The 26362-nt window shown below is 45.9% G+C and carries 20 protein-coding genes; 10 read left to right on the top strand and 10 right to left on the bottom strand.

Annotated features, from left to right (window positions below):
• The first annotated feature begins 60 nt into the window (after positions 1–60).
• Both H3H32_RS19210 and argB read left to right on the top strand, forming a co-directional pair.
• Positions 61–1023 carry an N-acetylornithine carbamoyltransferase gene (locus tag H3H32_RS19210; RefSeq protein WP_182457213.1) on the top strand — a complete coding sequence of 321 codons (963 nt, stop codon included), beginning with the start codon at positions 61–63 and terminating at the stop codon, positions 1021–1023.
• A 93-nt stretch (positions 1024–1116) separates the two neighbouring features.
• A complete protein-coding gene (argB, locus tag H3H32_RS19205) occupies positions 1117–1899 on the top strand; it encodes an acetylglutamate kinase (RefSeq protein WP_182457212.1) in 783 nt (260 codons plus the stop codon).
• Between the two features lie 65 nt (positions 1900–1964).
• On the opposite strand, the gene H3H32_RS19200 is transcribed toward argB, so the two are convergent.
• Together H3H32_RS19200 and H3H32_RS19195 are read right to left on the bottom strand one after the other, a co-directional pair.
• Positions 1965–2519, bottom strand: coding sequence for a C40 family peptidase (locus H3H32_RS19200; RefSeq protein ID WP_240543411.1), 555 nt, complete (start codon positions 2517–2519; stop codon positions 1965–1967).
• Between the two features lie 267 nt (positions 2520–2786).
• Positions 2787–3221 carry a cytochrome B gene (locus H3H32_RS19195; protein WP_182457211.1) on the bottom strand — a complete coding sequence of 145 codons (435 nt, stop codon included), beginning with the start codon at positions 3219–3221 and terminating at the stop codon, positions 2787–2789.
• Positions 3222–3313: 92 nt separating this feature from the next.
• Between H3H32_RS19195 and H3H32_RS19190 the strand changes: the two genes are divergently transcribed.
• The 4 genes from H3H32_RS19190 (at position 3314) to H3H32_RS19175 (ending at position 9565) form a co-directional block, all read left to right on the top strand.
• The gene (locus tag H3H32_RS19190) at positions 3314–3616 is read left to right on the top strand and encodes a DUF4286 family protein (RefSeq protein WP_182457210.1); all 303 of its coding nucleotides are present in this window, start codon (positions 3314–3316) and stop codon (positions 3614–3616) included.
• Between the two features lie 377 nt (positions 3617–3993).
• On the top strand, positions 3994–5295 hold the full coding sequence (locus H3H32_RS19185) for a hypothetical protein (RefSeq protein ID WP_182457208.1): 1302 nt from the start codon (positions 3994–3996) through the stop codon (positions 5293–5295).
• A gap of 240 nt (positions 5296–5535) precedes the next feature.
• Positions 5536–7887, top strand: coding sequence for a glycosyltransferase family 4 protein (locus H3H32_RS19180; RefSeq protein ID WP_182457206.1), 2352 nt, complete (start codon positions 5536–5538; stop codon positions 7885–7887).
• A gap of 187 nt (positions 7888–8074) precedes the next feature.
• The gene (locus tag H3H32_RS19175) at positions 8075–9565 is read left to right on the top strand and encodes a glycoside hydrolase family 130 protein (protein WP_182457204.1); all 1491 of its coding nucleotides are present in this window, start codon (positions 8075–8077) and stop codon (positions 9563–9565) included.
• Between the two features lie 87 nt (positions 9566–9652).
• Here the strand turns inward: H3H32_RS19175 and H3H32_RS19170 are convergent, their stop codons facing one another.
• The 3 genes from H3H32_RS19170 to H3H32_RS19160 are packed head-to-tail and all read right to left on the bottom strand — an operon-like array spanning position 9653 to position 15015.
• Positions 9653–10171: a DUF1735 domain-containing protein gene (locus H3H32_RS19170; RefSeq protein WP_182457202.1), complete on the bottom strand. Its 519-nt coding sequence runs from the start codon at positions 10169–10171 to the stop codon at positions 9653–9655.
• Between the two features lie 26 nt (positions 10172–10197).
• Complete coding sequence (locus H3H32_RS19165) at positions 10198–11706, bottom strand: SusD/RagB family nutrient-binding outer membrane lipoprotein (protein WP_240543410.1); 1509 nt, start codon at positions 11704–11706, stop codon at positions 10198–10200.
• Between the two features lie 18 nt (positions 11707–11724).
• On the bottom strand, positions 11725–15015 hold the full coding sequence (locus H3H32_RS19160) for a SusC/RagA family TonB-linked outer membrane protein (protein WP_182457200.1): 3291 nt from the start codon (positions 15013–15015) through the stop codon (positions 11725–11727).
• A gap of 658 nt (positions 15016–15673) precedes the next feature.
• On the opposite strand from H3H32_RS19160, the gene H3H32_RS19155 reads away from it, so the two are divergent.
• The 4 genes from H3H32_RS19155 (at position 15674) to H3H32_RS19140 (ending at position 21883) form a co-directional block, all read left to right on the top strand.
• Positions 15674–18904 (top strand): SusC/RagA family TonB-linked outer membrane protein, encoded by a 3231-nt coding sequence (locus tag H3H32_RS19155; RefSeq protein WP_182457198.1) that lies wholly within the window; start codon positions 15674–15676, stop codon positions 18902–18904.
• 22 nt (positions 18905–18926) lie between these two features.
• Positions 18927–20474, top strand: a complete 1548-nt coding sequence (locus H3H32_RS19150; protein ID WP_182457196.1) for a SusD/RagB family nutrient-binding outer membrane lipoprotein — start codon at positions 18927–18929, stop codon at positions 20472–20474.
• A 486-nt stretch (positions 20475–20960) separates the two neighbouring features.
• Positions 20961–21473 carry a hypothetical protein gene (locus H3H32_RS19145; protein ID WP_182457194.1) on the top strand — a complete coding sequence of 171 codons (513 nt, stop codon included), beginning with the start codon at positions 20961–20963 and terminating at the stop codon, positions 21471–21473.
• Between the two features lie 32 nt (positions 21474–21505).
• Positions 21506–21883, top strand: a complete 378-nt coding sequence (locus H3H32_RS19140; RefSeq protein WP_182457192.1) for a hypothetical protein — start codon at positions 21506–21508, stop codon at positions 21881–21883.
• 98 nt (positions 21884–21981) lie between these two features.
• On the opposite strand, the gene meaB is transcribed toward H3H32_RS19140, so the two are convergent.
• From meaB to H3H32_RS19115, 5 genes are all read right to left on the bottom strand, one after another.
• The gene (gene meaB, locus H3H32_RS19135; RefSeq protein WP_182457190.1) at positions 21982–22986 is read right to left on the bottom strand and encodes a methylmalonyl Co-A mutase-associated GTPase MeaB; all 1005 of its coding nucleotides are present in this window, start codon (positions 22984–22986) and stop codon (positions 21982–21984) included.
• A 134-nt stretch (positions 22987–23120) separates the two neighbouring features.
• Positions 23121–23801: a 2-C-methyl-D-erythritol 4-phosphate cytidylyltransferase gene (locus H3H32_RS19130; protein ID WP_182457188.1), complete on the bottom strand. Its 681-nt coding sequence runs from the start codon at positions 23799–23801 to the stop codon at positions 23121–23123.
• Between the two features lie 111 nt (positions 23802–23912).
• Positions 23913–24956: a tRNA preQ1(34) S-adenosylmethionine ribosyltransferase-isomerase QueA gene (queA, locus tag H3H32_RS19125; RefSeq protein WP_182457186.1), complete on the bottom strand. Its 1044-nt coding sequence runs from the start codon at positions 24954–24956 to the stop codon at positions 23913–23915.
• Between the two features lie 115 nt (positions 24957–25071).
• Positions 25072–25434, bottom strand: a complete 363-nt coding sequence (locus H3H32_RS19120; protein WP_182457184.1) for a hypothetical protein — start codon at positions 25432–25434, stop codon at positions 25072–25074.
• A 161-nt stretch (positions 25435–25595) separates the two neighbouring features.
• The gene (locus H3H32_RS19115; RefSeq protein WP_182457182.1) at positions 25596–26237 is read right to left on the bottom strand and encodes a 3-keto-disaccharide hydrolase; all 642 of its coding nucleotides are present in this window, start codon (positions 26235–26237) and stop codon (positions 25596–25598) included.
• Positions 26238–26362 lie beyond the last annotated feature (125 nt).

The following is a 26362-nucleotide window of genomic DNA, read 5'->3' as shown; positions in this document are numbered from 1 at the left end:
AGTCACGTTGAAAATGACTTATAAGCTCTTCATATTCTTGCGCCCTTTGCGTTTAAAAAAATGACCAATTTTCTCTCTCTTGCCGACGTCACGAATATTGACGCCCTTGTCCAGTCTGGCCTAGATGCCAAAGCCAATCCGTTTGCCGATCAACAGCTCGGCAAGAACAAAACCATTGGCATGATTTTCTTCAACTCAAGCCTGCGGACGCGGATGAGTACCCAGAAAGCAGCCCAAAACCTTGGCATGAACGTCATGACGATGAACGTGGGCCAGGATAGCTGGGGGCTGGAAATGGAAGAAGGCGTGTTGATGAATGGCGACAAAGCAGAGCACGTTCGCGAAGCGGCTGCCGTTATGGGACGCTATTGTGATATCATTGGTATTCGGGCGTTTGCTGAACTCAAAGACCGGGACAAGGATTATCGGGAGCAGGTGATGCATCAGTTTGCTAAATATGCGAAGGTTCCCATCGTGAATCTCGAATCGGCAACGCGGCACCCACTGCAATCGTTAGCCGACTGTATTACTATTGAAGAAGAGAAACGGAAGTCGATTATAATACCCGCCCGGCCAAAAGTTGTACTGACCTGGTTGCCGCATTTCAAGCCGTTACCACAAGCCGTTGCCAATTCATTTTCCGAATGGATGAATGCCCGCGATGTTGAGTTTGTGATCACCCATCCAGAAGGCTATGATCTGGCACCCGAATTTGTGGGCAAGGCCCGTGTGACTCATAATCAGGACGAAGCTTTTGAAGGGGCTGACTTTATTTATGGGAAAAACTGGTCGTCGTACACCCACTACGGGCAAGTGCTGACCCAAGACCCGTCGTGGGCGGTAACGATGGACGATTTGCGTTTGACAAACAACGGTAAATTCATGCACTGTTTACCGGTTCGACGCAATCTGAAAGTGGCCGACGAGGTATTAGATGGACCACAATCGCTCGTTATTGAGCAGGCTGCTAACCGCGAGTGGTCGGCACAGGCGGTATTGAAAGAAATATTACTAAACTTCTAGGGAGATAAAGGAGGAGCGGGAAGAAAGGGGCAAAAGACGTACGTGTTTTCTCCCTCTCTTCCCGCTCCTCCCTCTCTTCCTTTTTCCCTTTCAATGGATAATCTTACTGTAATAAAAATAGGGGGCAACGTTATTGACGCCCCGGATGCTCTCAAACGCTTCCTGACTTCGTTTGCTAGCCTGACTGGCCCTAAAGTGCTGATTCATGGCGGAGGCAAAGTAGCTACCCAGGTGGCAGATAAGCTTGGCATTGAAACTACGATGGTTGAAGGTCGGCGTATTACCGATCAGCCCATGCTCGATGTGGTGACGATGGTGTATGGTGGCTTAGTCAATAAACAGATCGTAGCTAAACTTCAAGCCCTGGATGTTAATGCTATCGGACTTACAGGGGCTGATGCAGGAACTGTGCTGGCAAAAAAGCGCCCGGTAAAAGACATCGACTATGGAATGGTCGGGGATATTGAAGAAGTTGATTCTGGTCAGATTCAGTTTTTTCTACGTCAGAATTTGACGCCCGTTTTTGCCCCAATTACCTACAGCACCGCTGGCGATTTGCTCAACACCAACGCAGATACCATGGCGTCGGCCATTGCGGTTGACATGGTTCGGCATAATAGCGTTACATTGATTTATTGCTTTGAGAAAAAGGGTGTGTTGAAAGACCCAACAGATGATAACAGCGTTATCAACGAATTGACGCCAGCCCTTTATGCCGAATACAAAGCGGCCGGAGCCATCAATAAAGGCATGATCCCGAAGTTAGACAATGCCTTTAAAGCACTGGAAAGTGGTGTAGCAAAGGTCGTTATCTGTCATGCTGATGAATTGGCCACTGCCGTGAATCAGGGCGCAGGAACGACATTAAAAAAGTAAAGCGGCTGGAAAGCCGCTTCAAAGAAATGTAATATAATAAGAGCGGCTTTCGGGCCGCTTTACTTTTACTTCTCTGCCAATAGATGCGCAACGCGCCGAACGCCCATAAACCGTCGCTGATAGTAACTGGCATTTAAATAGTCGTAGCGAACGCCACCATTCCAGGCTGAGTGAATGAATTTGATCTGATCGCCAATTACTTCGGTAATCAAACCGACATGGCCAATGCGGCTACCGCCAGAGCTATGGCCTTTAAACAGAATCAGATCGCCAGGTTGAGCGGCATCTTTGTCGACTGCTTCTCCCACGCCACCTTGCGCGGCACTAGAGTGTGGAAGGGCGATACCAAACTTGTTATAACAAAAACGGGTAAATCCCGAACAGTCGAAGCCACGAGTGGTCGTACCACCAGATCGGTAACGAATTGACAGATGCTCTTTGGCGTAATTGATAACATCATTTACGAGCGGAATTTGCTCATAAAAGCTTGCCTTGTTTGAAGTTACGGTGGGTACGTCAGTTACGGCGGGTATGTCACTAGATACGGTGGGTACGGTTTGAGCTTGAACGATGCCAAACGAGACAGTACAAACTACTGCCAGGAGCATTTTTCTCATCATAGAAGTAGGTCAAATCCAGGTTACGCCTATAAAAGTATCGTAATATGGTCAAACTACCTATAGACTGAGGAAATTTTTCCCCATTTAGCCGAATTTTTTTGTGCCAAATTTATCAACTTGTTGACCGTAAGATAATTATGCTACATTAATAAAGTATTATATTTAACTAAGCACCCATTTAGGGTTATATCAATTCCAAAAAAGTCGGCCTCATTGATGAACAGCTAATTCATCAATGAGGCCGACTTGCATTCACTTCAGGACTGATCAGAACCAGTTCGCACCAATAATACGGAATGGCCAGGGGATAGAAGCCAGAATAAGCAACAAACCTATGCCATAGAAAATACCAATCAGACGTTGTTTGGTTGTTGCATCAGAAGCGCGCTTCGAACGGGAATAACCAACGGTAATTAGGGCAATGGCAATCAACATACCCGTTGTATGTTCTACGCTATAGAAACGATACAATTTCTCGCTCATCATGCTGAAATCAACTTTAGGACTGATGAATAACAAAACCAGACCCAGCAGCAATTGTGTGTGTACGGAGATTAACGTGAACAGATATAGCTTACGGTTTCCATCTGTATAGCCGCTACGCCCTTGCCATTTGCCAATAGCAGTGATAACGGCAACGATCAACAAAATAAGAGCTACCCAGCGAAGCCCTGAGTGGGCATGTACTAGTCCAGAATACATAACTTGGTTAGTTTAACGGATAAATTGATTTCTCAGAGCAAAGAAACAACCAAACCGTCAACTTACCTTGCCGATTGGGTGTTTGTCTCCATATGATTCTCTACAATACGACCTATAGCGTTGCCGATGAAGTGGCTGCTGACTGGCTTCGCTGGATGAAATTATTCTTTATACCAGCTGCTCTGGCTACCAAATTGCCTGTGAGCCACCGGGTTTTACGACTGTTGACTGAACTTGAGAACGGGGGCACAACCTATTCAATTCAACTCGACTTCGAAACGCTGGAAGCCTACAACATTTATCTGGAACTGCATGCCGATGGGCTGCGCCAACGTATCCAGCATCGATTTGGCAATCAGTTTATCTCCTTTGCTACGCTATTGGAGGATGCTTGACTGTAATCTATTGCTGTAAAGAATTCAGGCTGATATATGTTATCAATTTCGACACATAATGCCATCCTATTGCTCTCATGGCCAAAGTGCTATTTGAATGATTTGGAGCATTTGGACGAAGATTAACAGTGGGCAGGGTTTTCGTTTGGGGATGTGTTGCCAGTTTAATAGCTTGCTGGAATTTACTAGACATCCATCTCTTTTTTTTGTTTATGACGTTTTTTTACCGCTTTACTTTGGCTTTTGGACTAACAGTCGCCAGTATTAATAATGTGTCAGCACAAAGTAATTTGGTTATTTCTGGGCCAGCATCAATAACACCAGGAAATACCAATGTTATCATTAATCCGGGTTGGGTTAACCCAGGTTTGACAGGCATGAATAATACGGCCGTGGGGCATTGGGCTGGGAATCAATTAACAACGGGTTTATCGAACACATTTCTCGGGAAATCAGCAGGCCAGAATACTACATCAGGCTATTCAAATAACTTTTTCGGCTATTTGGCAGGTAATGCGAATAGGGATGGGTTTTCGAATACAATGATTGGGAACTTGTCTGGCTGGCAAAACAATGGAAATAACAATGTTTTCGTCGGTACATCAACAGGCTTAAATAGCCTATCAGCTAACAACAATACATTTATTGGAAATTTTAGTGGTTTCAATAATACCAATGGAAGTACGAATGCTTATCTGGGCATTGCCGCTGGCCGTACTAATCAGATAGGATCGTATAATGTAATGGTTGGTGATTCATCGGGATATAATAATACAGCCTCAAACAATCTTTTTGTTGGCAGTAAGTCTGGCTACACGAACCAAACGGGTCAACAGAATACCTTCTTAGGCTTTCAATCTGGCTACAATGCCGTTGCTGATTCCAATACGTTCGTAGGGTATAAATCAGGTTATTCTGCGACGACCGGTAAAGGCAATACGTTTTTTGGTTCATTGTCTGGGCAGGGAGTTTCTACCGGAAGCCATAATACAATCATGGGTAACGGGGCTGGACCCACCAATGGAAATGGCGATAGCAACATATACATTGGCTACACAACGGGTAAAAACGACGATGGCTCGCGTAATACATTTTTGGGTACTGGAGCAGATGCATTAGCTAAAAATTTAACCAATGCGACGGCTATCGGTGCCAGTGCGAGTGTATCCGTGAGTGATGCTGTTGTGCTAGGGAACGAAGCCAATGTAGGCATTGGAACCACGGCACCAACCGCTCGGTTGCATGTCCGAAGTGAACGGGCCGATGAATCTGGAGTGCGGCTGGAACGCCTTACTAGTAACAGCCCAGCGTTAGCAAAATCAGATAAAGTGCTGAGTGTTAACGAACAGGGCGAAGTTATCTTGGTGCAACCCACAACAGACAAACTATTGGTATCTAGCAAAGTAGACTGGGCGGATCGAGTATTTGAACCCGGTTATACGCTAAAATCCCTTGACGAAGTGAACCAGTATGTTACGAAAAACAAGCATCTGCCAAACGTACCATCGGCTGAAGAGGTCGTCAGGAATGGCTATAATGCTGCAACGATGGATGCTCGATTACTCGAAAAAATAGAAGAAACTATGTTGTATGTTATTCAACTGAAATCAGAAATAAATCAGTTGCGGCAACAAAATCAACAACTAAAACGAGCCGTAAGCCGCTTGAAAAAACACTAATCAACTCAATTGCATTGAGAATAATTACAGCCGTTTCTGATTTGCCGTACGGCAAATCAGAAACGGCTGTAATTATTCATTTATAGGGCAAAATAAAGGATTAGTTGGATAATAATTTGTCGTGAAAGTGGTTTAGCCCATTAGTTCATTAAAATGTTTGGTCTGGCCAAACAAAAGAGGGTATAAGTCGATTGTAGTAGTAGGTAATACACCATCTAATTATAGCCCTACTCAACCCCCATGACAACTCATACAAACTTTAGCGGAATACAAAATCAGAATGATCAACGATTAAATGTTTGGGAGCACAATCCTAAAAATGTAGCCTTTGTGGGCGATTATTTACCCCGTCAGTGCGGCATTGCCACATTTACATCTGATCTCTATCAATCGTATAATTCGTTTATACCTGATTCAAACGCTTTAGTTATATCGGTAAACGACACACCTGATGGATATGATTACCCGTCGGAAGTTCGGTATGATTTTTACCAGCATGACCAGGACGCCTATCGTAAAGCCGCTGAGTTTCTGAATTCGAAAGACGTTGATGTCGTGTGCTTGCAGCATGAGTATGGGATTTACGGCGGTTCGGCAGGGAGCTATATTCTAACGCTGTTGCGGAATCTGACTATGCCGGTTGTAACCACGTTCCACACGATTCTAAAAGATCCGAATGAAGAGCAATTGGTAGTCCTGAAAAGCATTGCTGATCTGTCGTCTCGGGTAGTTTGTATGAGTGAAAAGGGACGGGATTTTCTGATTAATATTTACGAAGTTCCGGCTGATAAAATTGACCTTATTGCGCATGGTATTCCCGATATGCCCTTTGTTGATCCCCATTTTTACAAGGATAAATTCGGGATGGAAGGTAAACAAACTGTTTTGACGTTTGGTCTGCTGTCGCCCAATAAAGGCATTGAAAATGTAATCCGGGCACTCCCGCGCATTGTAAAACAACATCCCAATGTAGTGTATATGGTGTTGGGGGCAACGCACCCGCATTTAATCAAACATGAAGGAGAAGCCTATCGCGATAGCCTGAAAAAACTGGCGGCCGATCTAGGCGTTCGGGATCATATTCGATTTTATAATCAGTTTGTCGAGTTAGAAGATCTGCGCGAATACCTGGGCTCTGCCGATATCTATATTACGCCTTATCTCAACCCCGCTCAGATTACCTCAGGAACGTTGTCCTACGCGTTTGGCTGTGGAAAAGCGGTAATATCGACGCCATACTGGCATGCCGAAGAACTTCTGGCAGAAGGCAGAGGTATACTGGTGCCTTTTGGTGATTCGGAGGCCATTGCCGATCAGATTATCAATCTCTTAACGGATGAGCCTATGCGTCATGCTATGCGGAAAAAGGCGTATATGATGGGCCGTGAGATGATCTGGGAGCGAACTATTCAGTTATATGCTCACTCATTTACACAGGCTCGCCAGGAGCGGATGAGTAGCATCAACAGCCAGGTTCCTTACTCGGTGGGTGGCCATACCAGCGCAGCCTTTAAACTACCTACGCTTCGGCTTGATCATCTGTTCCGCTTAACCGATTCGACGGGAATTGTTCAACACGCCCGCCATCATTTGCCTTATTACGAAGAAGGATATTGCACAGACGATAATGCACGGGCGCTGATTTTGACGCAAATTTTGCAGGAAGCCGGATTGAGCGATGCCAAATTAGCACGCACAGCCGATAATTACTGCGCCTTTATTAATCATGCCTATGCGCACGATTACCGACGATTCCGCAATTTCATGAGCTACGATCGACGTTGGCTTGAAGAGGTAGGTTCTGATGATAGTACCGGCCGGACCATCTGGGCGTTAGGCACTTGCATTGGTCGGGCTACAGACCGGAATACGATTAGTTGGGCCATGAACCTTTTCGAAAAAGTACTTCCGAGTGTTGTAAATATGCCATCGCCACGATCCTGGGCATTCGCGTTGCTGGGCATTCATGAGTATCAAAAGAAATTCAACGACGACCGCCTGGCCAAAACCATTCAACGACAACTACTCGACAAGCTGGTGTTCCGTTATACAGAAACTGCTACGGACGAATGGCCATGGTTCGAAAATACCTTGTCGTACGATAATGCCGTACTGGCACATGCACTGCTTCGTTCGGGCGATGCACGGTTGATCGAAATTGGTCTTACATCACTTCGCTGGCTAATAAATTTGCAAACGGCTTCTTACGGGCATTTCCAGCCCATTGGGTCGAATGGATTTTATACCAAAGGTCAGACCCGAGCTTATTTCGATCAGCAACCGCTCGAAGCGCAGAGTACCGTTTCTGCTTGTTTGGCGGCTCTGGAAGTAACGGGCGATGCTGAGTGGCATCGGACGGCAATCCGGGTATTTAAGTGGTTTTCAGGGTTCAATGATCTGGGTTTGCCCCTTTACGATCAGCAAACAGGTGGTTGCCGGGATGGTCTGCATATTGATCGGGTTAACCAAAATCAGGGTGCCGAGTCGACATTGTCTTACCTGATTGCGTTGGCCGAATTGCATATGGTTCAAAAAAAGAAGGTTGCGGTAAAGCCGGTAAGCGTTGATATACCCGCTTTGCTAAATGGATAAGAAGTCAAACAGTTATTTCGTTTTACAGTTGGATTATAATACATGACTTTCGCAGAAAGCTGTGCCACGGTTGCTAATTGCACTTAATTAAACTGTGGCACGACTCTCTGCGAGAGTCATGTACTATGTTAACTCAGACCCATTTTGAGAATAAACTGTCTGACTGACCACCTTCTTACTGACGCTGATGAGTATAAAAGCCACCCGAACGGGTATTGTCCTACGGCCCGATCCTACCCGAGTTTTGTTTCGTCCATTTGAACTGGGTAGCACTACCCGTACCCTGAAAATTATTGCGCGTGTCGGTAGCATGACCGATGAAGAAGCCGAACAAAAGCTCGACGAGGTGATTCGGGAATTTGGCGGGCGCCACTACAAACTCGAACGGTTTTTACTACAGCGGTTTGAGCAAATTAAGACGCAGCTGTTGACCGATGAGCCATTAACGGAAGATCGTAAGCTGCTGCTTGGTGCGTATTTCACGATGGAATATTCGCTGGAGTCGGCTGCGTTGTTCAATCCATCTATGATCTGGCATCCAGATCAGACCAACGTGCCACCAGGATATAAGCGTTTTATCCTGAGTTTACGTGCAACAGGAGAGGGGCACGTTTCGTCGATCTCATTTCGGATGGGCTATATAGACGATACAGGAAAAATCGTATTACGGAAACCATCCCGTTACGTGACATCGCCCGACATGGTTCCTAACCATGTATTTAACCGTGCTATTTTTGAGCGTAAACTTTACGAATTGCGTCTGGAAAATAGCATTCAGGAAAAAATGATGGCAGGCCTGGGTGATGCCTTTAGTCTCTCCGAACTCGAAGCTCAGATTAAACGGGTTTCAGCCCAGTTTCGCTATAATGCAGAATACGAGACGATTGCGAGTGGATTATTGGCGCTAGCCAAGTCGAATTATGAGGTTCACTTCGATGATGATCAGAGCTTGGACGAGCGCTGTATTTTTCCCAATTCACCGAATGAAACCAATGGAATTGAGGATGCGCGTTTCGTTCAGTTTACGGATGATGATGGGCAGATAACCTACTACGCGACCTACACCGCCTACAATGGTCGAGTGACATTCCCGCAATTGCTTGAAACCAAGGATTTCACGCATTTCAGCGTAAGTACACTGAACGGAGCCGAAGTCTCGAATAAAGGTATGGCGCTGTTTCCGCGTAAAGTCAATGGGAAATATGCCATGATTTCGCGGCAGGATGGAGAGAACATTTACCTGATGTACTCCGACGATCTGTACTTCTGGCAGACCAAAGACATCCTATTGAAACCAACCTACAATTGGGAGTATGTACAGTTAGGCAACTGTGGTTCGCCCATTGAAACTGAAGCGGGTTGGCTGGTACTCAGTCACGGCGTTGGCCCCATGCGGAAGTATGCGATTGGTGCTTTTTTACTTGACCTGAACGACCCTTGTAAGGTAATTGGTCGCACGGTTGAGCCGATCCTGAGTCCCGACGAAAACGAACGGGAGGGCTATGTACCCAATGTAGTTTATAGCTGTGGTGCATTAATTAACAACGATGAATTGATAATCCCATACGCCATGGCCGATCATGCCAGTAGTTTTGCGACCGTCAATGTGAAAGAACTTTTGGCTGAATTAACCGGACAGACTAAATCAGAAAATGTACCGAATGAGGTAACTGCCTAATGAACGGTTAAAACGAGACAGCCCCGATGTACATGTACATCGGGGCTGTCTCGTTTTAACCTCTTCTGTTATAGAAGAGGGGTGAGGTTACTTTGTCAGTGAAATGACCAAAATTTGCGTATGGTAGTTCGCACTGATGACGACGTTGCTTGGCACGGTTGTGATGCTAAGCGGTATTGCATAAGGGCCACCAGTAGCGGGCACCTGTGTACCGACAAAATTTACATTTACCGTCGCAATGCGTTGACCTGCCGTTACAGTTACCATCGGATTGGTTAACTGAAAAGCTGCCGCGGGCGGAATCGTATAGGATGTTTTGTTCGCCGTGTTATAGGCCGTCAAAGCCGCCTGATCGATAGCTACCGTAACCGGAACATCCTGCGATGGCGGATTAGGCGACGCAATATTGATGTCGACGGGAGCCACGAGCGAGGTACTGGTAGCTGGTACCGCTACCGTTTTTAAAATGCTTCGGTTGGCCACGTAAGGAATCTCCGCTACATAGCCAGCACTGGCAAAATCAACGAAATGTTCGTCGTCTTTAAGGCATGAAGTCAGCCCAACTGCTAAACTTACGGCCACGATAATATTGAATAACTTGTTCATGGTTGTCTGCTTGTTTTGGTTAGGCATTACTTCTCCCAGAAGATTTTGCTCGTAAACTGATTAATAGTTCCCTGGGCTCCTACATTGAATGCGTTATTGCTGTATTCCGAAGTGGGATAGAGCAACCTAACGGGAATTTGTTTCACCGTTGTACTTGGGTCTTGTGAGATTGGAATGGTGGCTGGAATACCCAAACGGCGGTAATCCGACCAAGCCTCAAAAGGAGCTGTACCATTTTCAGAAGCCCATTTTTGCGTAATGATCGCTTCAATCTTGTTAGTCGAGGCATCCCAGTTTACATCATTTATACCTGCCTGCGAATAATAAGCCGTTGCTTCGGCTTCGGTCCGGCCTGCATTGATGAATGATTCCGTAATGGCAGACTGATACAGTGTTTTCGGATCGCCCGCAATCCAACCCCGTTGTGCCGCTTCTGCCTGCATGAACAGACTTTCGTGTGATTGGATGATTGGCGAGCGTTGGTCAACACTTTTCAGAACACCTGGTCCAACATCAGATACCAGACTATTTACCACCACATCTATAGTACCGAAAAGTGTTCCATTAAATGTGTTTGTTGTGCCCGCTACGGGTCTGTAGTAAGCACCCAGGCGTGGGTCGTTGGTGTTTTTGTAGAACGTAATGCCATACAGATTTCCTTTGTACTGGTTATTCAGCGTTGTTGGATTTCCATTGATGGCATAAAATGCACCGTACAACGGATTCTGCATGTTTTGTGAGTTTGTATAGCCAGGGCTTACACTGGCGTTTTCACCAGCTCCCAGAAAGCCATAACCCGACGCTTTAATCGTTGCCAGTTGTGTTTGAATAAACGATGCCCGATCCGTTTTTTCCGATTGACGAAGGAGCATCCGGAGTTTAAGAGTATTGGCGAACTTGAGCCACTGGCTTATATCACCCTGAAACATGATGTCGTTAGGTCCCGGATTGAGCGTTCCGTCGCCTTTGTTTAGCAACGCGATTCCCGCATCGATCTGCTTGAACAGGTCATCATAGATATCCTGTGCATTATCATATTTAGGCAGAATATTAGCCGTGCCCTGTAAGGCAGTAGTATAAGGTACATTTCCGTACGTATCTACCAGAATATGGAAATGCAGCGCTTTCATTATCTTGGCCATACCTTGCAGAAGGGGTTGGCCGAGCACAGCTGCCTGCGTATCTACATAATTGTAGTTTTTTAAATTGAGGTAAGCGCTTGTCCAGACACTGTTGTTAAAGCCCTGCGTAAACTGATAGTTTTTATCCGATGTTGCAATCGAGTAGTTACCGCTCCAGTTCCAGTAGCCCATCCATAAGTTCAGGAAATAGAAACTACCAGTAGCACCACTAGGTGCGTTGCCTGTCAGGTACCAACCCGTTGTGGCCAAAGCATCGGGAAGTACTAACTGAGGGCTAGCAGCCGTAACCTGGTTCGGATTGTTATTAACGTCGAGGTAATCGCTTTTGCAGCCAGCTACTACGGCCAGCAGGACAGCCAGCATACCGGCTGTCAGTCGTTTTATATGAATCATGTTGTTTGCTGATTGAGTTTAAAAACCAAAACTGAGCCGGAATCCATAAAGCCGCGTTGGGGGCGTCTGGTATTCGGTTGTTGTACCGACGGCATTGCTGGTATCATTGGCATTGGAGCCTCCCGAGAACTCAGGATCGGTGAACACGTTCGTTTTAGGGCGTAGCATAATCAGGTTCCGGCCCGTCAGCGCAATATTCAGCGACTTAATAAACTTGGTGTAATTGATGATCCGGGTTGGAATATTGTAGCTCAGTACAACCTCCCGAAGTTTCCAGAAGTCAGCGCTTGTTACATAGCTGGATGCGGCATTGTGATAACCCGAAGTCGTCCAGAAAACCAGATTACCATCTTTGGTCGTCACGTTTGTGTTAGGAGTAATACTTGTAGAACCATCTGTATTGGTGCCTACCAACACAGAATTTGGGAATACAAAATTCTGTCGCCCTGCATATGTCGACCGGATACCAGCTCCCGTAAATTCGAGGGCGTTTCCAAGAGCATTATAGATAACGGCACCACCACGATACTCAACAACAGCTGATAACGTCAGACCTTTGAATTTAAAGGTATTCGTCAGGCCGAACCGGTATTTGGGTTGGGTTGTGCCCATGTATTTAAGTGTTGGGTCCAGAAGAGGATAACCTGTTGCATCAACTACAGGTCGACCGGTGTACTGCCCAGTCGGATCATAGTTAGCGGCTTTGGGATCAGTCGATTGTACACGCTGAATATCACTGACAAACAAAGCTGGATACGCATAACCTTTAGCCGCAAATACATTCGAGGCTCCACCAGTCAGGGTTGGGCGATAAGGGTCAGTTCCGTAAGGTATGTTGATACGGTTAAGTTCCTGATACAGATCGGTAACCTTGCTTTCTAAATACGTGAAGTTGGCGTTAAGATCCCAGGTAAAGCCACCTGCATTTACTAATGGGCGAATTGTCCGCAAGTCCAGCTCAAAGCCTCGGTTTTGCATGCTACCCGTATTGATAAGAGCGGCAGAATAACCTGTTGCTTGTGATATACCAATGGGCACCGTCTGATTAGTCGTAACGGTATTGTAGTAAACGGCTTCCAGATTGAACCGGTCAAACAGACCTACTTCCACGCCCACTTCCCGACTGTTTGTAAACTCGGGTTTCAGGTTTGGGTCGTTTTGCTGATTGCTCTGTTCAAAACCAGCCTGACTCCCAAAGGGAAAGCCTGTGCCTGGATTGAATACGTTCTGCAACTGATACGGAGCCACGTTTACCTGTCCTACTTTCGACAAACCTCCCCGTACTTTAAGATAACTAAGGGCTGTTGTGCGTTTCAGAGCTGGAATTAACTCGCTTAAGACAACCGATGCATCGACGCTTGGGTAAAAGAACGACCGATTGCTTGGGGCTAACAGAGAGGTCCAGTCATTGCGCCCCGTTGCATGTACGAACAACGCATTTTTGTAGCCTAAGGTAAGGTCACCAAATACACCTTGCAACCGACTCTGGCTGCTGTATTCGGCCAGAGTAGCGTTGCCTAGTCGGTTGGCTACGTTATAGGTGCCAGGCACAACAAGGGCTCCCGCATAATCGTAGGTGGCCCGCATATACTCTTGCCGGGTTTGCTGGCCTAAAACCAGTTTAGTGGTGAAATCGCCAAAAGTTGGGCTCAATGTAACAAGTAAGTCACCTGTAAAGCGCGTTTTTAGCTGCGTAGCATCCTGCACCGTAGCATTGGTATGTCCACCGGCCGATGAGGCAATGTTACCCGCTTCCCAGGGATCGCCAGTGGCGTAATCCGAGAATGTCACATCGGCAATGTGAGCTTTCAACTGCGAATTATATACCTGACCACCAACCCGATATAATACACTCAGCCAATTCGTGAATTTATACGATATGTCGGCTGATCCCTGCAGTGTGTAGAGGTCCGTAATTTTTCGTGAATTGTCGCCCGTTATTTGCCAGTAAGGGTTTGGGTAATACGCATTGTAGTAACCATTTACATCGCCATATGGAGAGGTGATGTCATTGAGCGGATAGCTATTTATCGGAGCCTGAGGTTGCTGATTCAGAACGTTCCAGTATACGGGGCGATTCTGGTTGAAGTCGCCGTTTTCCGTATTCGTATTCTGATAGGAGAACTGGACACCGGCGTTGGCCGTGAACTTATCGACCGATCGGCCCCCTTTGATAGCGATGTTTGTCCGCTGATACTTATCATTCGGTACAACCCCTTTCTGATCTACCCGTTGCAGGCTCAACCCAAAATAATTCAAGTTATCGCCAATTCGGTAGGAGATGTCATGCTGTTGCGTAACACCTGTGTTGAAAAAGGCTCGCCGAGGATCTTTAGAGGGAGCAGAATAAGGAACTTTCAGCGTATCGAGCCGAACACTTCCATCGGTTCCCCGAATCTGAACGCCATAGCCCAGTGGTTGAATCGAGCCATCAAAGGCATTGCCAAACTGCTGATTCTCATAGGGTACGTAGGTGCGGGCGTAGTTGCGATCATAAAAAGGGACGCCTTCGCCACCATTTGCTCCAAATTGAGTTTGCAGGCCGGGCATATAAGAGATGCTCTCGAACTGCGTATTGTTAGTATAGGTAATCTGTGGTTTGTTGTTTTGAGCACCCCGCTTTGTGGTGATGATAAGCGCACCATTCGATGCATCAGATCCATACAAAGCGGCCGCGCTCGGTCCTTTTAGTACAGTAGTGTTTTCAATATCATTCGGATTGATTGATGTTAAGAAAGTGATATCGGAGATAACACCGTCGACAACCAGTAAGGCCTGGTTATTACCCAAAAAAGATCGGTTGCCTCGTAATGTAAGCCTGACACCCGCTCCTACACCATTGTTGGTCGTGCTGATCTGTAGCCCCGAAACCTTACCGGTTAAGCCATTCGCTACGTTGATAGGCGCGGCCTGCGTAATCTGGGCGTTGCTAATTCGGGCGATGGATGTCCCGATTTCCCGCTCTGTGCGTTGAATGCCAAACCCGGTAACAACAACTTCATTCAGTGTCGATGCATCGGCGGCTAGTGCGACATTGACTGTACTTTGACTACCTATTGCAACATCCTGGGACTTGAACCCAACGAATGAAAATGTCAGGGTAGTATTGGGCGCGACATTGATCCGGTAATTGCCATTCACATCGGTGGTTGTCCCTCGACTGGTACCTTTTACAACGACGCTTACACCCGGTAGGCCAGATCCGTCGTCCGACGAAGTTACACGACCTGTTACTGCCGCGTCTTGTGCCAGTACTGGCAGGCAGAAAAGGAGCGAGAGTAACCAGCTTCCAATTAGAATTTTTCTCATAAATGTTGATGGAAAAACAGTGAAATTGATTAGTTAAGAAATGTAAAATTTTTCCTGTTTTAGCGTCAGGAAATTGTAATATGCCGGTAATATAGAGCCCTTATGATTAAAAAAAAATTAGCAGACAGGCTGCATTAGTGCTCTGATTTCCTGCTATTTGAATTGTATTTTTAGGTGATTATACTTAAGTGGGAGTTACGGTAATTTATCAAGAATGCACCACGAAAAGGAGATAATTTTTAAAGAGTTAATGTAATCAAAATTTTATATTATGTATTTATAAATTTATTCTATTTAATTCTAATGGGTGACTTTTCATATATAGCGATTACTCACCAGAAAATGAGCAATTAAGAAGGTATAACAGCTACGAGAAGAAAATGTGAAGAAAAGAATAGAGGTGTGTGATTGTTTTAATCTGATTTTATAATTGTATTAAATTTTAATTAAAGAAATATAAAATATAATTTAATCTATATTTTGACAGTTAAGTCCGACAATCAGCATATTTGCCAAATAATATTCTGTTAACGAGTTGACTCGTGATTTTTTGTAGATAGATTTCTGTGATCGAAAAAATGTTGTTGTTAATGTTTTTTTAATAAATTTGATTTAGTTTTTATACTTAGGTATCACTTCTTAACTTAAACAGCGTTCTATGCGTAAATTTTTACTAACACAGCTCTTACTGTGTTTATTCGCTATTCCATTGCTTGCCCAGAACAGGGCGATCACTGGAAAGATCACTTCATCAGAAGACGGTTCCCCCCTGCCAGGTGTTTCTATCCTAATTAAAGGCTCGAACCAGGGAACCACGACCAACTCAGACGGTACTTTCCAGATTAATGCATCGAAAGGTAGCGTACTCCAGGTAAGCTTTATCGGTTTTGCTACCGAGAGCGTTAAGATTGAAAATCAGAGTTCTGTTAATCTTGCCCTGAAACCTGACGCGTCTCAGCTTCAGGAAATTGTAGTGACAGCCCAAGGTATCCGCAAAAGTCAGCGGGAAATTGGTTATGCTATTTCTAAAGTAGCTACTGAAGATGTTACCGTTGGGCGGTCTCCACAATTGGCGCAGGCCCTTTCCGGAAAAGTAACCGGTCTGGCCGTTTATAACGTCAACAACAGTGTTGATCCTGCCGTTAAAATCGTGTTGCGCGGTTACCGTTCGTTGACGGGTAATAACGAAGCGCTGGTGGTATTGGATGGTATGCAGACCACGTCGACGATCCTGTCGACGATCAACCCGAACGATATTGAGAGTGTATCGATTCTGAAAGGTGGTCAGGCGGCTACTCTGTATGGTTCGTCGGGTATCAATGGTGCCCTGATCATCACGACCAAAAAAGGAGCGAAAGGAAAGCTGAAAGTGAATTATTCAAACAGCACGAACTTTGAGCAAATCAGCTTCCTGCCACAAATTCAGGATAAATACGGTTCAGGTTCGCACTATGCTACGGCTTTCGGTACAACAGGTTATAAGACAGATTATCTGGCTCGTATGGCCGACAACTGGCGTTCCTATGAAAACCAGCAATATGGCGATGCCTTCGATGGTTCGATGCGGATTCAGGGACGGACTGCCGAAGATGGCAGCCAGCTCATTATTCCTTATTCTGCTGTTAAAGACGCTCGTCGGAAAGCGTTTAACACGGGTGTTTCGGTAAACAACCAGGTTAGTTTCCAGGGTGGCGACGAAACCAGTGCGTTCTACATGTCGATCGAAAATCAGTCGGTGAATGGAATCGTTCCCAATGACAAAAGTAACCGGACAGGTACTCGTTTGTCGGCTACGAAAGAATATGGCAAACTGACCGCCAGTTTTAACGCAGGTTACGTACAAGGTGTTTACAATCGGACTTCGTCTGACTTCTACAACGATGTACTGAACCAGCCTGCTAACTTGCCATTGAGCGATCTACGCGATTGGCGGAACAATCCGTTGGCAAACCCTAATGGTTTTTATAATGACTATTATAACAACCCGTATTTCAACGCCGACAATAACCGGATGAACTACAAGGACGCGAACATAAACGGTAACCTGAGCCTGACCCTCAAAGCTACCAACTGGTTGTCGTTGACAAACCGAGTGGGTGTGATGAACAACTCACGGACAGGTAAAAACACAACAGGTAAGTTCATTTATTCTGACTGGGCTAAAACGAAATCGTATATCCCAGCTCCATTCTTCCGAGATGGTGATGGTACGGGTATCTACCGCGCCATTACTGATGTCCCTGGTTCTGTGTTAGACTACTCAGGTACAGAAAACGTTATCAACAACGAATTCCAGATTCAGTTAGCCAAAGATTTCGGTCCAGTATCGAACCGATTGATTTTGGGTAATAGCTTGTATCAACGTACCACTAACAACATTGCCGTCGGATCGAGCTCAATCGTTGTACCTGAAGTATATAACGTAGCAAACCGTCAGGGCATCCTGACCGGTGGTCAGACACTGACACAAGAGCGTCGTTTAGGCTATTACGCTGACTTAACGATGAACTATAAGAACTTCCTGATTGTAAACGGTTCGTTCCGTTTCGACCAGACGTCTAAGTTCTACAAGCCAACGCGTGATGCTAGTTTCTGGTCATATCCGTATTATGGAGCAGCTGTATCGTTCATTGCTACCGACGCTTTCCCAAGCATCAAGAGTGAGTTCCTGAACTACTTTAAGCTACGGGCTAACTATAACAAGAACGCTAACGATAATATCCCGTTATATGGTCTTGACCTGACCTATCCGAACGGAACCAGCTTCCCATATGGTAACACAGTTGGTCAAACGGTTGGTAACATCCTGCCTGACCCAAACCTGAAGCCTGAACAAGTATATTCTTCGGAAATTGGTGCTGAATTTCAATTGCTGAACAACCGCATCAATATCGATGTGTCGGCTTATACACAAACATCAAAAGGCCAGGTAATTACGGTTCGCGTTCCTAACTCAACTGGTTTCAGTAACCTGCTGATTAACGTAGGGGAAACCAAAAACTGGGGTTACGAGGCTGAGTTGAAGTATTTGATTGCCCGGGGTGGTAAGTTCTCCTGGGATGCCAGCGTTCGTTACTCGTACAACGACAACAAAGTTGTTGACCTTTACCCAGGTATCAACGAATTCCAGATCGGTGGTTTCTCGTATGCCAATACGAACGTAATCAAAGATTCACGTTTCCCGATCCTGAAAACGGATGGTTACCAATATGCTCCTGATAACTCAGGCCGCGTTCTGGTAAATGCAACGACCGGTTATCCACTGCGTAATACTTCGTTATTACCTCGGGGTGGTGTGCTGCCTCGCCACATTGCTGGTCTGGGTTCTAAAATGGAATACGGTAACTTCGGCTTTACGTTCAACTTCGAATACCGGGGTGGTAACGTAATGTTCAGTGACCTGGGTCGTCAGATGACGTTCACCGGAACGGGCAAATGGACAGAAGATCGTGCTCCACACGTATTCCCGAACTCGGCTATTCTGAACGCTGATGGTAGCGTATCGGCTAACACGACGAACGTTCGTGAGGCTGAATACTCTCTGTGGGTAGATAACTACCGGTTGATTTCTGAGAACTTCGTTACACCAGCCTGGTTCATTAAACTGCGCGATATCAACCTGTCGTACCGGTTGCCACAGAGCCTGATGACGAAAACGAAGATTTTCTCAGGTGCCAGCATTGCGCTTTACGGTCGGAACCTGTTGACTATTGTTGATAAGTTGAACTACTACACCGATCCTGAATATAGCTATCAGGGTAACCCAACGCCAGGTAGTCAGGCTACAACTGTGCCTACCACGAACACCTCTGTTGGTATCGGTATCAACACAACTGGTCAAACGCCACCTGTTCGCCAATACGGTGTAAACATCAACCTGACATTCTAGTAAAAGCAACATAGATCTTAACATGAAATTCAAAACACTTATAATCGCTGCTTTAGTAGCATTGGGTGGTAGTAGTTGCAATACCAAGTCATTTCTGGATATTAACACGAACCCAAACCAAGCGGCTAGTACACTTCCAAGCTATGTATTTACCAATGCGCTGAATACAACAGCGACCAACATAGCTGGAAACACTAATGGTCAAGGGTCTAACGAACTTGGCTTCTATTGGGCAGGTCAATGGACTCAGGGTAATGGATACATTATCACGACCACTCAATTTGCCTACCAGTTCACCAATGGTGATTTCAACTATTGGGATACGTACTATGACAATCTGGAGGATTATCAGTATGTAATCAACAATGCCGATGCAAACAACCAGAAGTTCCTGAAAGGGCCTTCAAAGGTAATGAAAGCCATGCTGTATCAACAGATGGTGGATCTGTATGGTAACTTGCCTTATACGGATGCCTTGAAAGCTGCTGCTTCTTTGGCCCCAAAATTCGATGATCAAAAGGCAATTTATGAGTCGTTAATTACAGCGCTGGACGAGGCTATTGTTGATTTAAAAGCGAACGCTTTCACAAGTGCTTTTACTACGTCGGATATTGCTTTCAATGGTAATATTACGAAGTGGATTCAATTCGCGAACTCGCTTAAGATGCGTATTCTAATTCGCCAATCTAAAGTGTCTGGTCGCGATGCGTACATCAAAACGGAGATCAACAAGATCGTAACTGAAGGTTCAGGCTTCCTGACTGGCTACGAAGCCAGCATCGGTGGACCATCGTTCTTCCAGCCAGCAGCCGGTCAGTTGAACCCAGTTTATGACCGTTGGGGTTATGACGCTACGGGCGCTAAACGGGCGTTGAACAACTACCCTCGTCCAACGAAGTTCCTGATCGACGGTCTCAAAGCCGCTGGTGATACGCTACGGCTGAAGCGGATTGCCTATGCTACTGGTGGTGAAAGCACCGGTACACCGGGTGTTAGTACGAAAGCTGAAATCGCAGCAAACTACGCAGGTACACCCTTTGGGGCTAGCTCAGGTTATTTACCTGCAAACACTTCATCTGTTGGGCCAAGCCTCTTAGTTAAAGGTGATTATAATCGGCCATACATTCTTATGACCTCATCGGAAGTTCAGTTCCTGCTGGCAGAAGCTAAACAACGGTATGCAGATGTAACGCTCCCAAATACGGCTAAGGCTTATTTCGAAGAAGGTATCGTGCAGTCGTTCCGCGTATTGGGGGCTAATACGGCTGGTGCTGCTGCGTTCAAAGGTAGCAAAATTGAAAACTATGACTTTGATTCATCGGCAGATAAACTGGCCGCTATTGCCATCCAGAAATGGATTGCCCTGACCAACTTCAACGGTCTGGAAGCCTGGGCTGAATATCGCCGGACGAACCTACCAGTTACGCCACAAAGTATTCAGGTGCCTGATAACAAGCGTCCTACGCGTCTATTTTATCCGAACACCGAAGCTGGCTCTAACGTAGCCAATGTGACCGCACAAGGTACGATTGATGCGTTTGCCACTAAGATATTCTGGGATGTTGACTAACTAGTCAACGGAGATTAGTAACGGAAAGAGGTCATCATGTTGATGGCCTCTTTTTTTGTGATTTGTGAGCTGGATACCCATATAAAAAAAGCGGGCCGATATGATCGGGCCGCTTTCTGCATTACGCTTTATCCAACTATTAAATTTACTGTCTATAGATACGATCAAACCGGCGAACAACATTCAGGATCGGCACGGATTGATCGACTGTAAGTCGCTTGTTATAAAATGATTGAATCGGCTTATGTGCCAGATTCTATTAGAAATTAAACGCTATTCTTATTAAAATCATAGCACGCCTAGTCTAATGTATATTTTTCGGTAGGTATATTAATTTTCCGGTAGGTTGGGTGTAGCGACCATAATTTCAGAAAGTATTCCTTCGACCTGTTTAATTCGATTCGTTATAGAAAATAATTGGCTAACACAAGTACAAACTTTTTAGCTGAAACGAGGTTATTCTATAAAATAAGCCGACTCAACGACATGAAAGACGAAAAAGATATAGATCGTGATACTGCCCACATAACCGGAAGGACGGATGGCCCGTTGGGTTCCGATGATACCGATGCCGATAGGGCTTACTCTGACAATAGAAACCGTGCCGATCAGGAAAATTCTGCGAATGGTCTGGATAGTCAGCAGGTGAGGGGTGGGCAGGATGGCCGGAATGAACGGGCTATTGGCAGTACCGATATGGATAGTAAAAATGGTGTCCTACGGATGGGCGATAATGCCAACAGCACACTTGAATTGACAGAAGAAGGCCTAAATAGCGCCGTTGCCGATGAGGCAAAGACAAATACCGCCATGGTAGATGTCACGACACATGGTCCCGACGATTATGCCTCTGCCAATGAGGTGCCTGTTCCTAAAGCGGAGCGTGCTGCCAAAGAGCAGAATAGCGATAAGAAAACATCAGACGAGGAGACCCAAAAAGAGCGTGAAGCCGACGTTGCAGAAACCGGGACCGATCTGAACAACAAGCCTGCATATTAACTTTTCTTTCTCAACACTTAACAAAAAACGTTATGAGCGTAAGTAGCAAATCCCGCAAAGAAAGCACTGAGTCGTTTGCCGCTCAGGCTATGCACAACACAATGGGTATTCCCCCTGCGTTGGCACAATTGAATGATAAAAATCTGGACAACGATCTTCCTTCCCGCGTGGCGTCTAGTAACGATACCGACGTACCGGGCGATGTGTCAGAGGCAGATGCCATTGCCGCAGAGGCTGATCAGGAGAAAGGCATTACCAATGCCGATATTGAAGAGTCGAAGCGCGCTTCGTGGGGACAACCACCCGTAAACAGCGAAGAAAGTAATCCTGACTGGACGACCAGCACAACCGATGAAAGTATTCCGGCTACTAGGGCCAATGAGCCTGAGCGGACGTTGGGTAATGCGTAGATTAGGATAGAGGTAAATAATACGTATGACCCCTTCAGGGTCAAATGTCTATAGCTAAATTATTTACTATAAACATTTGACCCTGAAGGGGTCGCACTTTATGTGCTGCCGGGTGACTGTTTCAACAATCTGTCTACCGCAGGAGAGGGGAGGAGAGTTCCCGATAATACTTGGTTTTCGAGCTGAGTGAGCTGTTCACGAATACCCGGCTGGTCGAAGAATCGACCTTCCAGTCGCTGGCGCAAAAGCGATCGGAACCAGGTCAACTGCTGCTCCTGCCGCCGATGAACTCGGGTGCCATTTTGAGTTGTCAATCGCTGATGTTCTGCAATCATTTCCCAAACGTCGGTTATGCCAACTGGGGTGGCGCTTTGGATGGGTAGGGCCGAGCAGGTGAGTACAGGTGGAAACCAACCTGTTCCGGTAGGAGGGAATAAGTGTAGAGCATTTTGGTATTCGACGCGAGCCCGATTCGCTGCTTCTTTGTTGTCGCCATCAGCTTTCGTAATAACCAGTGCATCGGCTAGTTCCATAATGCCTCGTTTCATTCCTTGTAATTCGTCGCCAGCCCCTGCCAGCATCAGTAACAAAAAGAAATCCACCATGCCGTGTACGACCGTTTCGGACTGGCCTACACCAACGGTCTCTACCAAAATGGTATCGAATCCGGCAGCTTCGCAAAAAAGAATTGTCTCCCGAGTACGATGCGCGACTCCACCTAGTGAATCGCCCGCTGGCGAAGGGCGGATATAGGCATTGGGGTTCATCGAAAGCGTTTCCATTCGAGTTTTATCGCCAAGCAAACTGCCGCCCGAACGCTGGCTGGTTGGGTCGACAGTGAGCACCGCTAGCCGATGAGATTGTTGAGTCAGATACGTACCAAAGGCCTCGATAAATGTACTTTTTCCCACGCCTGGCACGCCCGTAATGCCTATCCGAATGGAATTACCTGTTTGGGGCAGAACAGCCTCCAGCGCCTGTTGGGCTATATCCTGATCATCAATTCGGCGACTCTCTACAAGCGTAATAGACTGACTGAGCACTAGTCGGTCACCGGCTAGAATGCCGTCGATGTAGTGTTGAGCAGGGAGTCGTTGGCGCATTGTCAGAACCGGGATTTTATGATTGGACTGATTTTTATGATTTTGTTTACTGATTTTGTAAAACCTTATGACTTAGATAATAAGCCTAAAATGTAGTCTATTCATAGTTTGCAAAATCCTGTAAATCAGTAAAATCATAAAAATCCTGGTTTAAGATCCTCCGGCGTTGTAATCTTAATATTTTCGTATGCCCCTTCGATAAGCGTAATTGGGAAGCCAGCGTATTCCATCACACTGGCACAGTCGGTAAAAAACGACTGCTCCTCAACTTGAAAGGCCTGACGGAACGAAGTTAGTTGAAATGTTTGAGGGGTTTGGACCAAACGATATTGACTCCGATCAACAGCCTGACTAACGCCATTGGCTCCAACGACCCGCACCGAATCTTTAACCGGTACGCAGGTCACCGCCGATCCTGTACGCGCTGCTGTCTCGAAGCTATTCTGAATAATTTCTGGCGAAATAAACGGGCGAACACCATCATGAACGGCCACTAATCCCTCTGAGACAGTAATTGTAATCAACCCATTACGAACCGACTGGAAGCGGGTGGCTCCCCCATTAGCCGTTTGAATGGATGGATGGAAATCATGCTCTTGACAGAGGTCCTCCCAAATCGCCTGTTCTTTTGCGGGCAAAACCAGAATTAGTTGGGATGCCGGAAGCACCTCCAGAAAACGTTCAATGGTATGCTGAAGGATGGGTTTTCCGTTCAGTAGCAAAAATTGTTTAGGCACGTCGGATTTCATCCGGCTGCCACTGCCGCCTGCCACAATGATGGCAAAATGGGTTGTAAGTTGGGCGTTATCAATCATTCGTCGTGGGCTGTCAGAATAGCCAATACGCATAAAAAAGGGGGCCTACTGGCCCCCAAAAATAGTAATCACAAAGTACTTACCACTACCGATTGACAACTATCGACCGAGTTAGATGATCAACATCGCGTCGCCATAGCTGAAGAAGCGATATTTTTCTTTAATGGCCGCCTGATAAGCTTCCTTGATGAGTTCGTGACCACCAAAAGCACTCGTCATCATGATCAGGATTGACTCGGGCAAGTGCAGGCTCGTTAACAGCGAGTTGGCAATTTTAAAGTCATAAGGTGGGAAAATAAACCGATCTGTCCAGCCTTCAACGGGCTTCAGACGGCTATTTGCCGATACCGATGATTCAATCGCTTTGAGCGAAGTAGTACCAATGGCACACACCCGCTTACCAGCATCGAGCGCCGTGTTAACAATTTTGGCTGACTCTTCCGAGATCTTATAGTTTTCAGAATCCGTTTTGTGTTTGGTCAGGTCTTCAACGTCTACCTGGCGGAACGTGCCTAAGCCAACGTGAAGGGTGATTGGAGCAAAGTCAATGCCTTTGATTTCCATTCGCTTCATCATGGCCTTGGTAAAGTGCAAACCAGCGGTAGGCGCTGCTACGGCTCCTACATGTTGGGCGAAAACGGTTTGATAATCTTCACGGTCAGCATCTTCGGCTTCCCGGTTCATAGCCCGAGGAATTGGTGTTTCGCCCAGTTCATCAACCGCTTTCATGAATTCCTCATGATTACCATCGAATAAGAACCGGATTGTACGTCCTCTTGATGTTGTATTATCAATTACCTCCGCAACCAGATCACTGTCTCCGAAATATAGTTTGTTGCCAACGCGAATTTTACGGGCTGGGTCGACTAATACATCCCAGAGTTTCATTTCACGGTTTAGCTCGCGCAGAAGAAATACTTCGATTTTAGCACCCGTTTTTTCCTTGTTGCCATAAAGCCGCGCTGGAAAAACTTTAGTGTTATTGATCACCATTACATCACCATCTCCGAAGTAACTCAGCATATCCGAAAATTGCTTGTGTTCGATCGTTTTGGCTTTTCGGTCTACAACCATAAGCCGAGATTCACCCCGCTCAACTGGGTATTTGGCAATAAGACTTTCGGGTAAATCGAATTTAAATTCGGATAACTTCATAGGATATCAGCACGAAAATGAACGGTGCATTTTTTGTAAAGGCCGCAAATATAGTAAAAAACCCGAAAAAAGTCAAATTTTTCGGGAAGTTTTCTTGCAAATATCGAAGAAATGACTAGGAGTTGGTTCCCTCATGCCCAATTGGCTGAACGGAACCCTCGGTATTGATATGGGCGCGGTCTGTTGTGTTAAATTTAGCCATTAGCTCGGGCGATACTTCATTCGAGTACGTACCCTGGGCCGACACGAAAACCCCTTTCATACCATTGGATGCTGTAATGGCATAGAGTGTCATTTCATCGCCAGGGTCTGAGGTACCCTCAAACCGATAAAACTTATCGACGTTAAAGTCTTCACTCTTCAATTTCGTTTCAGTGCTCTTTTCTTCCAGATAGTCCTTTTTAGGGCCGAATTCATGTGTATAGCCTTTTGTCCGGAGCTCTTCCATTACTTCAGTCAGGGTGGTCATATGGCTCATAACGGTAACGATTTAGTGTGGTAGTAGAACTCAAAAGAGACCGGATAGTTTAAACCACCTGGGATACGGAGCGAGAAGCAGGGATGACTAAAAAACAACGTGCTCGAAGCAGAATCGATTAAATCCTGTTCCGAGCACGCTACTTCTTGTCTTATAAATGATTAGTCGGGCAATACTTTAATCATGATGTCTTTGTAATACACCTTGCTTTTTGGGTCGTGTCCCTGTAGAGCCACTGTACCCATGCTTAACTTTTTAGAGGATTTTCCTGTGCTAATGCTGTCTGGCTCAGTATAATCGTTGATGAGTTTATCATTGATTTTGATCATCACTTTTTTGCCCTGTACGATGATGTGTTCAGTATACCACTCGTCGTCTTTAACAAAGGTTTCTTTTACATCCTGAATGCCATAAACGCTGCCCGTTTTCCGCCAGTCGGTGTGGGTTTGGTTGACCTGGATTTCGTACCCTTTGGATGGCCAGCCTGTTGTTTGGTAGGCCGTGTGAATAAACATACCTGAGTTGGAGCCAGGCATGGTTTTTACCTGAGCTTTCCACTCAAAATTCTTGAAGTTGTGGTTATTTACGGGGCCTTCATAAAACAAGTGAGCACGCGGTCCATTTACGACAATAGCTCCATCCTGAATAGTAAACGTTGATGGGCTATCTTCCGTAACTTTCCAGCCGTTAAACGTTTTGCCGTCGAAGATACTAACCCAACCATCGGCAGATGGGCGTAAAGTAAAACTGAAGCAAAAGCCCAGTAGCAGCATAGCCGCAAAAAAAGTCAGCCAATTTTTCATACGAATAGGGCAAGTTATGGTTTTGGAGGTGCCCATTACCCAAAGCAAAAATGGTTTAGAAACTAACCTATGTATACGGGGATTGTCTTGGATTTAAGTATTTGGGCCATAGGCAGGCGGTATTT

The organism is Spirosoma foliorum, assembly GCF_014117325.1.
In the GTDB taxonomy this organism is placed as follows: domain Bacteria; phylum Bacteroidota; class Bacteroidia; order Cytophagales; family Spirosomataceae; genus Spirosoma; species Spirosoma foliorum.
The sequence above is the reverse complement of the archived record's forward strand: the minus strand, read 5'-3'. Positions and strand labels throughout refer to the sequence as shown.

Excerpts from the sequence above, each read along its gene's own strand:
- H3H32_RS19210 (WP_182457213.1), top strand. The coding sequence starts at position 61 with ATGACCAATTTTCTCTCTCTTGCCGACGTCACGAATATTGACGCCCTT.
- argB (WP_182457212.1), top strand. The coding sequence starts at position 1,117 with ATGGATAATCTTACTGTAATAAAAATAGGGGGCAACGTTATTGACGCC.
- H3H32_RS19200 (WP_240543411.1), bottom strand. The coding sequence starts at position 2,519 with ATGATGAGAAAAATGCTCCTGGCAGTAGTTTGTACTGTCTCGTTTGGC.
- H3H32_RS19195 (WP_182457211.1), bottom strand. The coding sequence starts at position 3,221 with ATGTATTCTGGACTAGTACATGCCCACTCAGGGCTTCGCTGGGTAGCT.
- H3H32_RS19190 (WP_182457210.1), top strand. The coding sequence starts at position 3,314 with ATGATTCTCTACAATACGACCTATAGCGTTGCCGATGAAGTGGCTGCT.
- H3H32_RS19185 (WP_182457208.1), top strand. The coding sequence starts at position 3,994 with ATGAATAATACGGCCGTGGGGCATTGGGCTGGGAATCAATTAACAACG.
- H3H32_RS19180 (WP_182457206.1), top strand. The coding sequence starts at position 5,536 with ATGACAACTCATACAAACTTTAGCGGAATACAAAATCAGAATGATCAA.
- H3H32_RS19175 (WP_182457204.1), top strand. The coding sequence starts at position 8,075 with ATGAGTATAAAAGCCACCCGAACGGGTATTGTCCTACGGCCCGATCCT.
- H3H32_RS19170 (WP_182457202.1), bottom strand. The coding sequence starts at position 10,171 with ATGAACAAGTTATTCAATATTATCGTGGCCGTAAGTTTAGCAGTTGGG.
- H3H32_RS19165 (WP_240543410.1), bottom strand. The coding sequence starts at position 11,706 with ATGATTCATATAAAACGACTGACAGCCGGTATGCTGGCTGTCCTGCTG.
- H3H32_RS19160 (WP_182457200.1), bottom strand. The coding sequence starts at position 15,015 with ATGAGAAAAATTCTAATTGGAAGCTGGTTACTCTCGCTCCTTTTCTGC.
- H3H32_RS19155 (WP_182457198.1), top strand. The coding sequence starts at position 15,674 with ATGCGTAAATTTTTACTAACACAGCTCTTACTGTGTTTATTCGCTATT.
- H3H32_RS19150 (WP_182457196.1), top strand. The coding sequence starts at position 18,927 with ATGAAATTCAAAACACTTATAATCGCTGCTTTAGTAGCATTGGGTGGT.
- H3H32_RS19145 (WP_182457194.1), top strand. The coding sequence starts at position 20,961 with ATGAAAGACGAAAAAGATATAGATCGTGATACTGCCCACATAACCGGA.
- H3H32_RS19140 (WP_182457192.1), top strand. The coding sequence starts at position 21,506 with ATGAGCGTAAGTAGCAAATCCCGCAAAGAAAGCACTGAGTCGTTTGCC.
- meaB (WP_182457190.1), bottom strand. The coding sequence starts at position 22,986 with ATGCGCCAACGACTCCCTGCTCAACACTACATCGACGGCATTCTAGCC.
- H3H32_RS19130 (WP_182457188.1), bottom strand. The coding sequence starts at position 23,801 with ATGATTGATAACGCCCAACTTACAACCCATTTTGCCATCATTGTGGCA.
- queA (WP_182457186.1), bottom strand. The coding sequence starts at position 24,956 with ATGAAGTTATCCGAATTTAAATTCGATTTACCCGAAAGTCTTATTGCC.
- H3H32_RS19120 (WP_182457184.1), bottom strand. The coding sequence starts at position 25,434 with ATGAGCCATATGACCACCCTGACTGAAGTAATGGAAGAGCTCCGGACA.
- H3H32_RS19115 (WP_182457182.1), bottom strand. The coding sequence starts at position 26,237 with ATGAAAAATTGGCTGACTTTTTTTGCGGCTATGCTGCTACTGGGCTTT.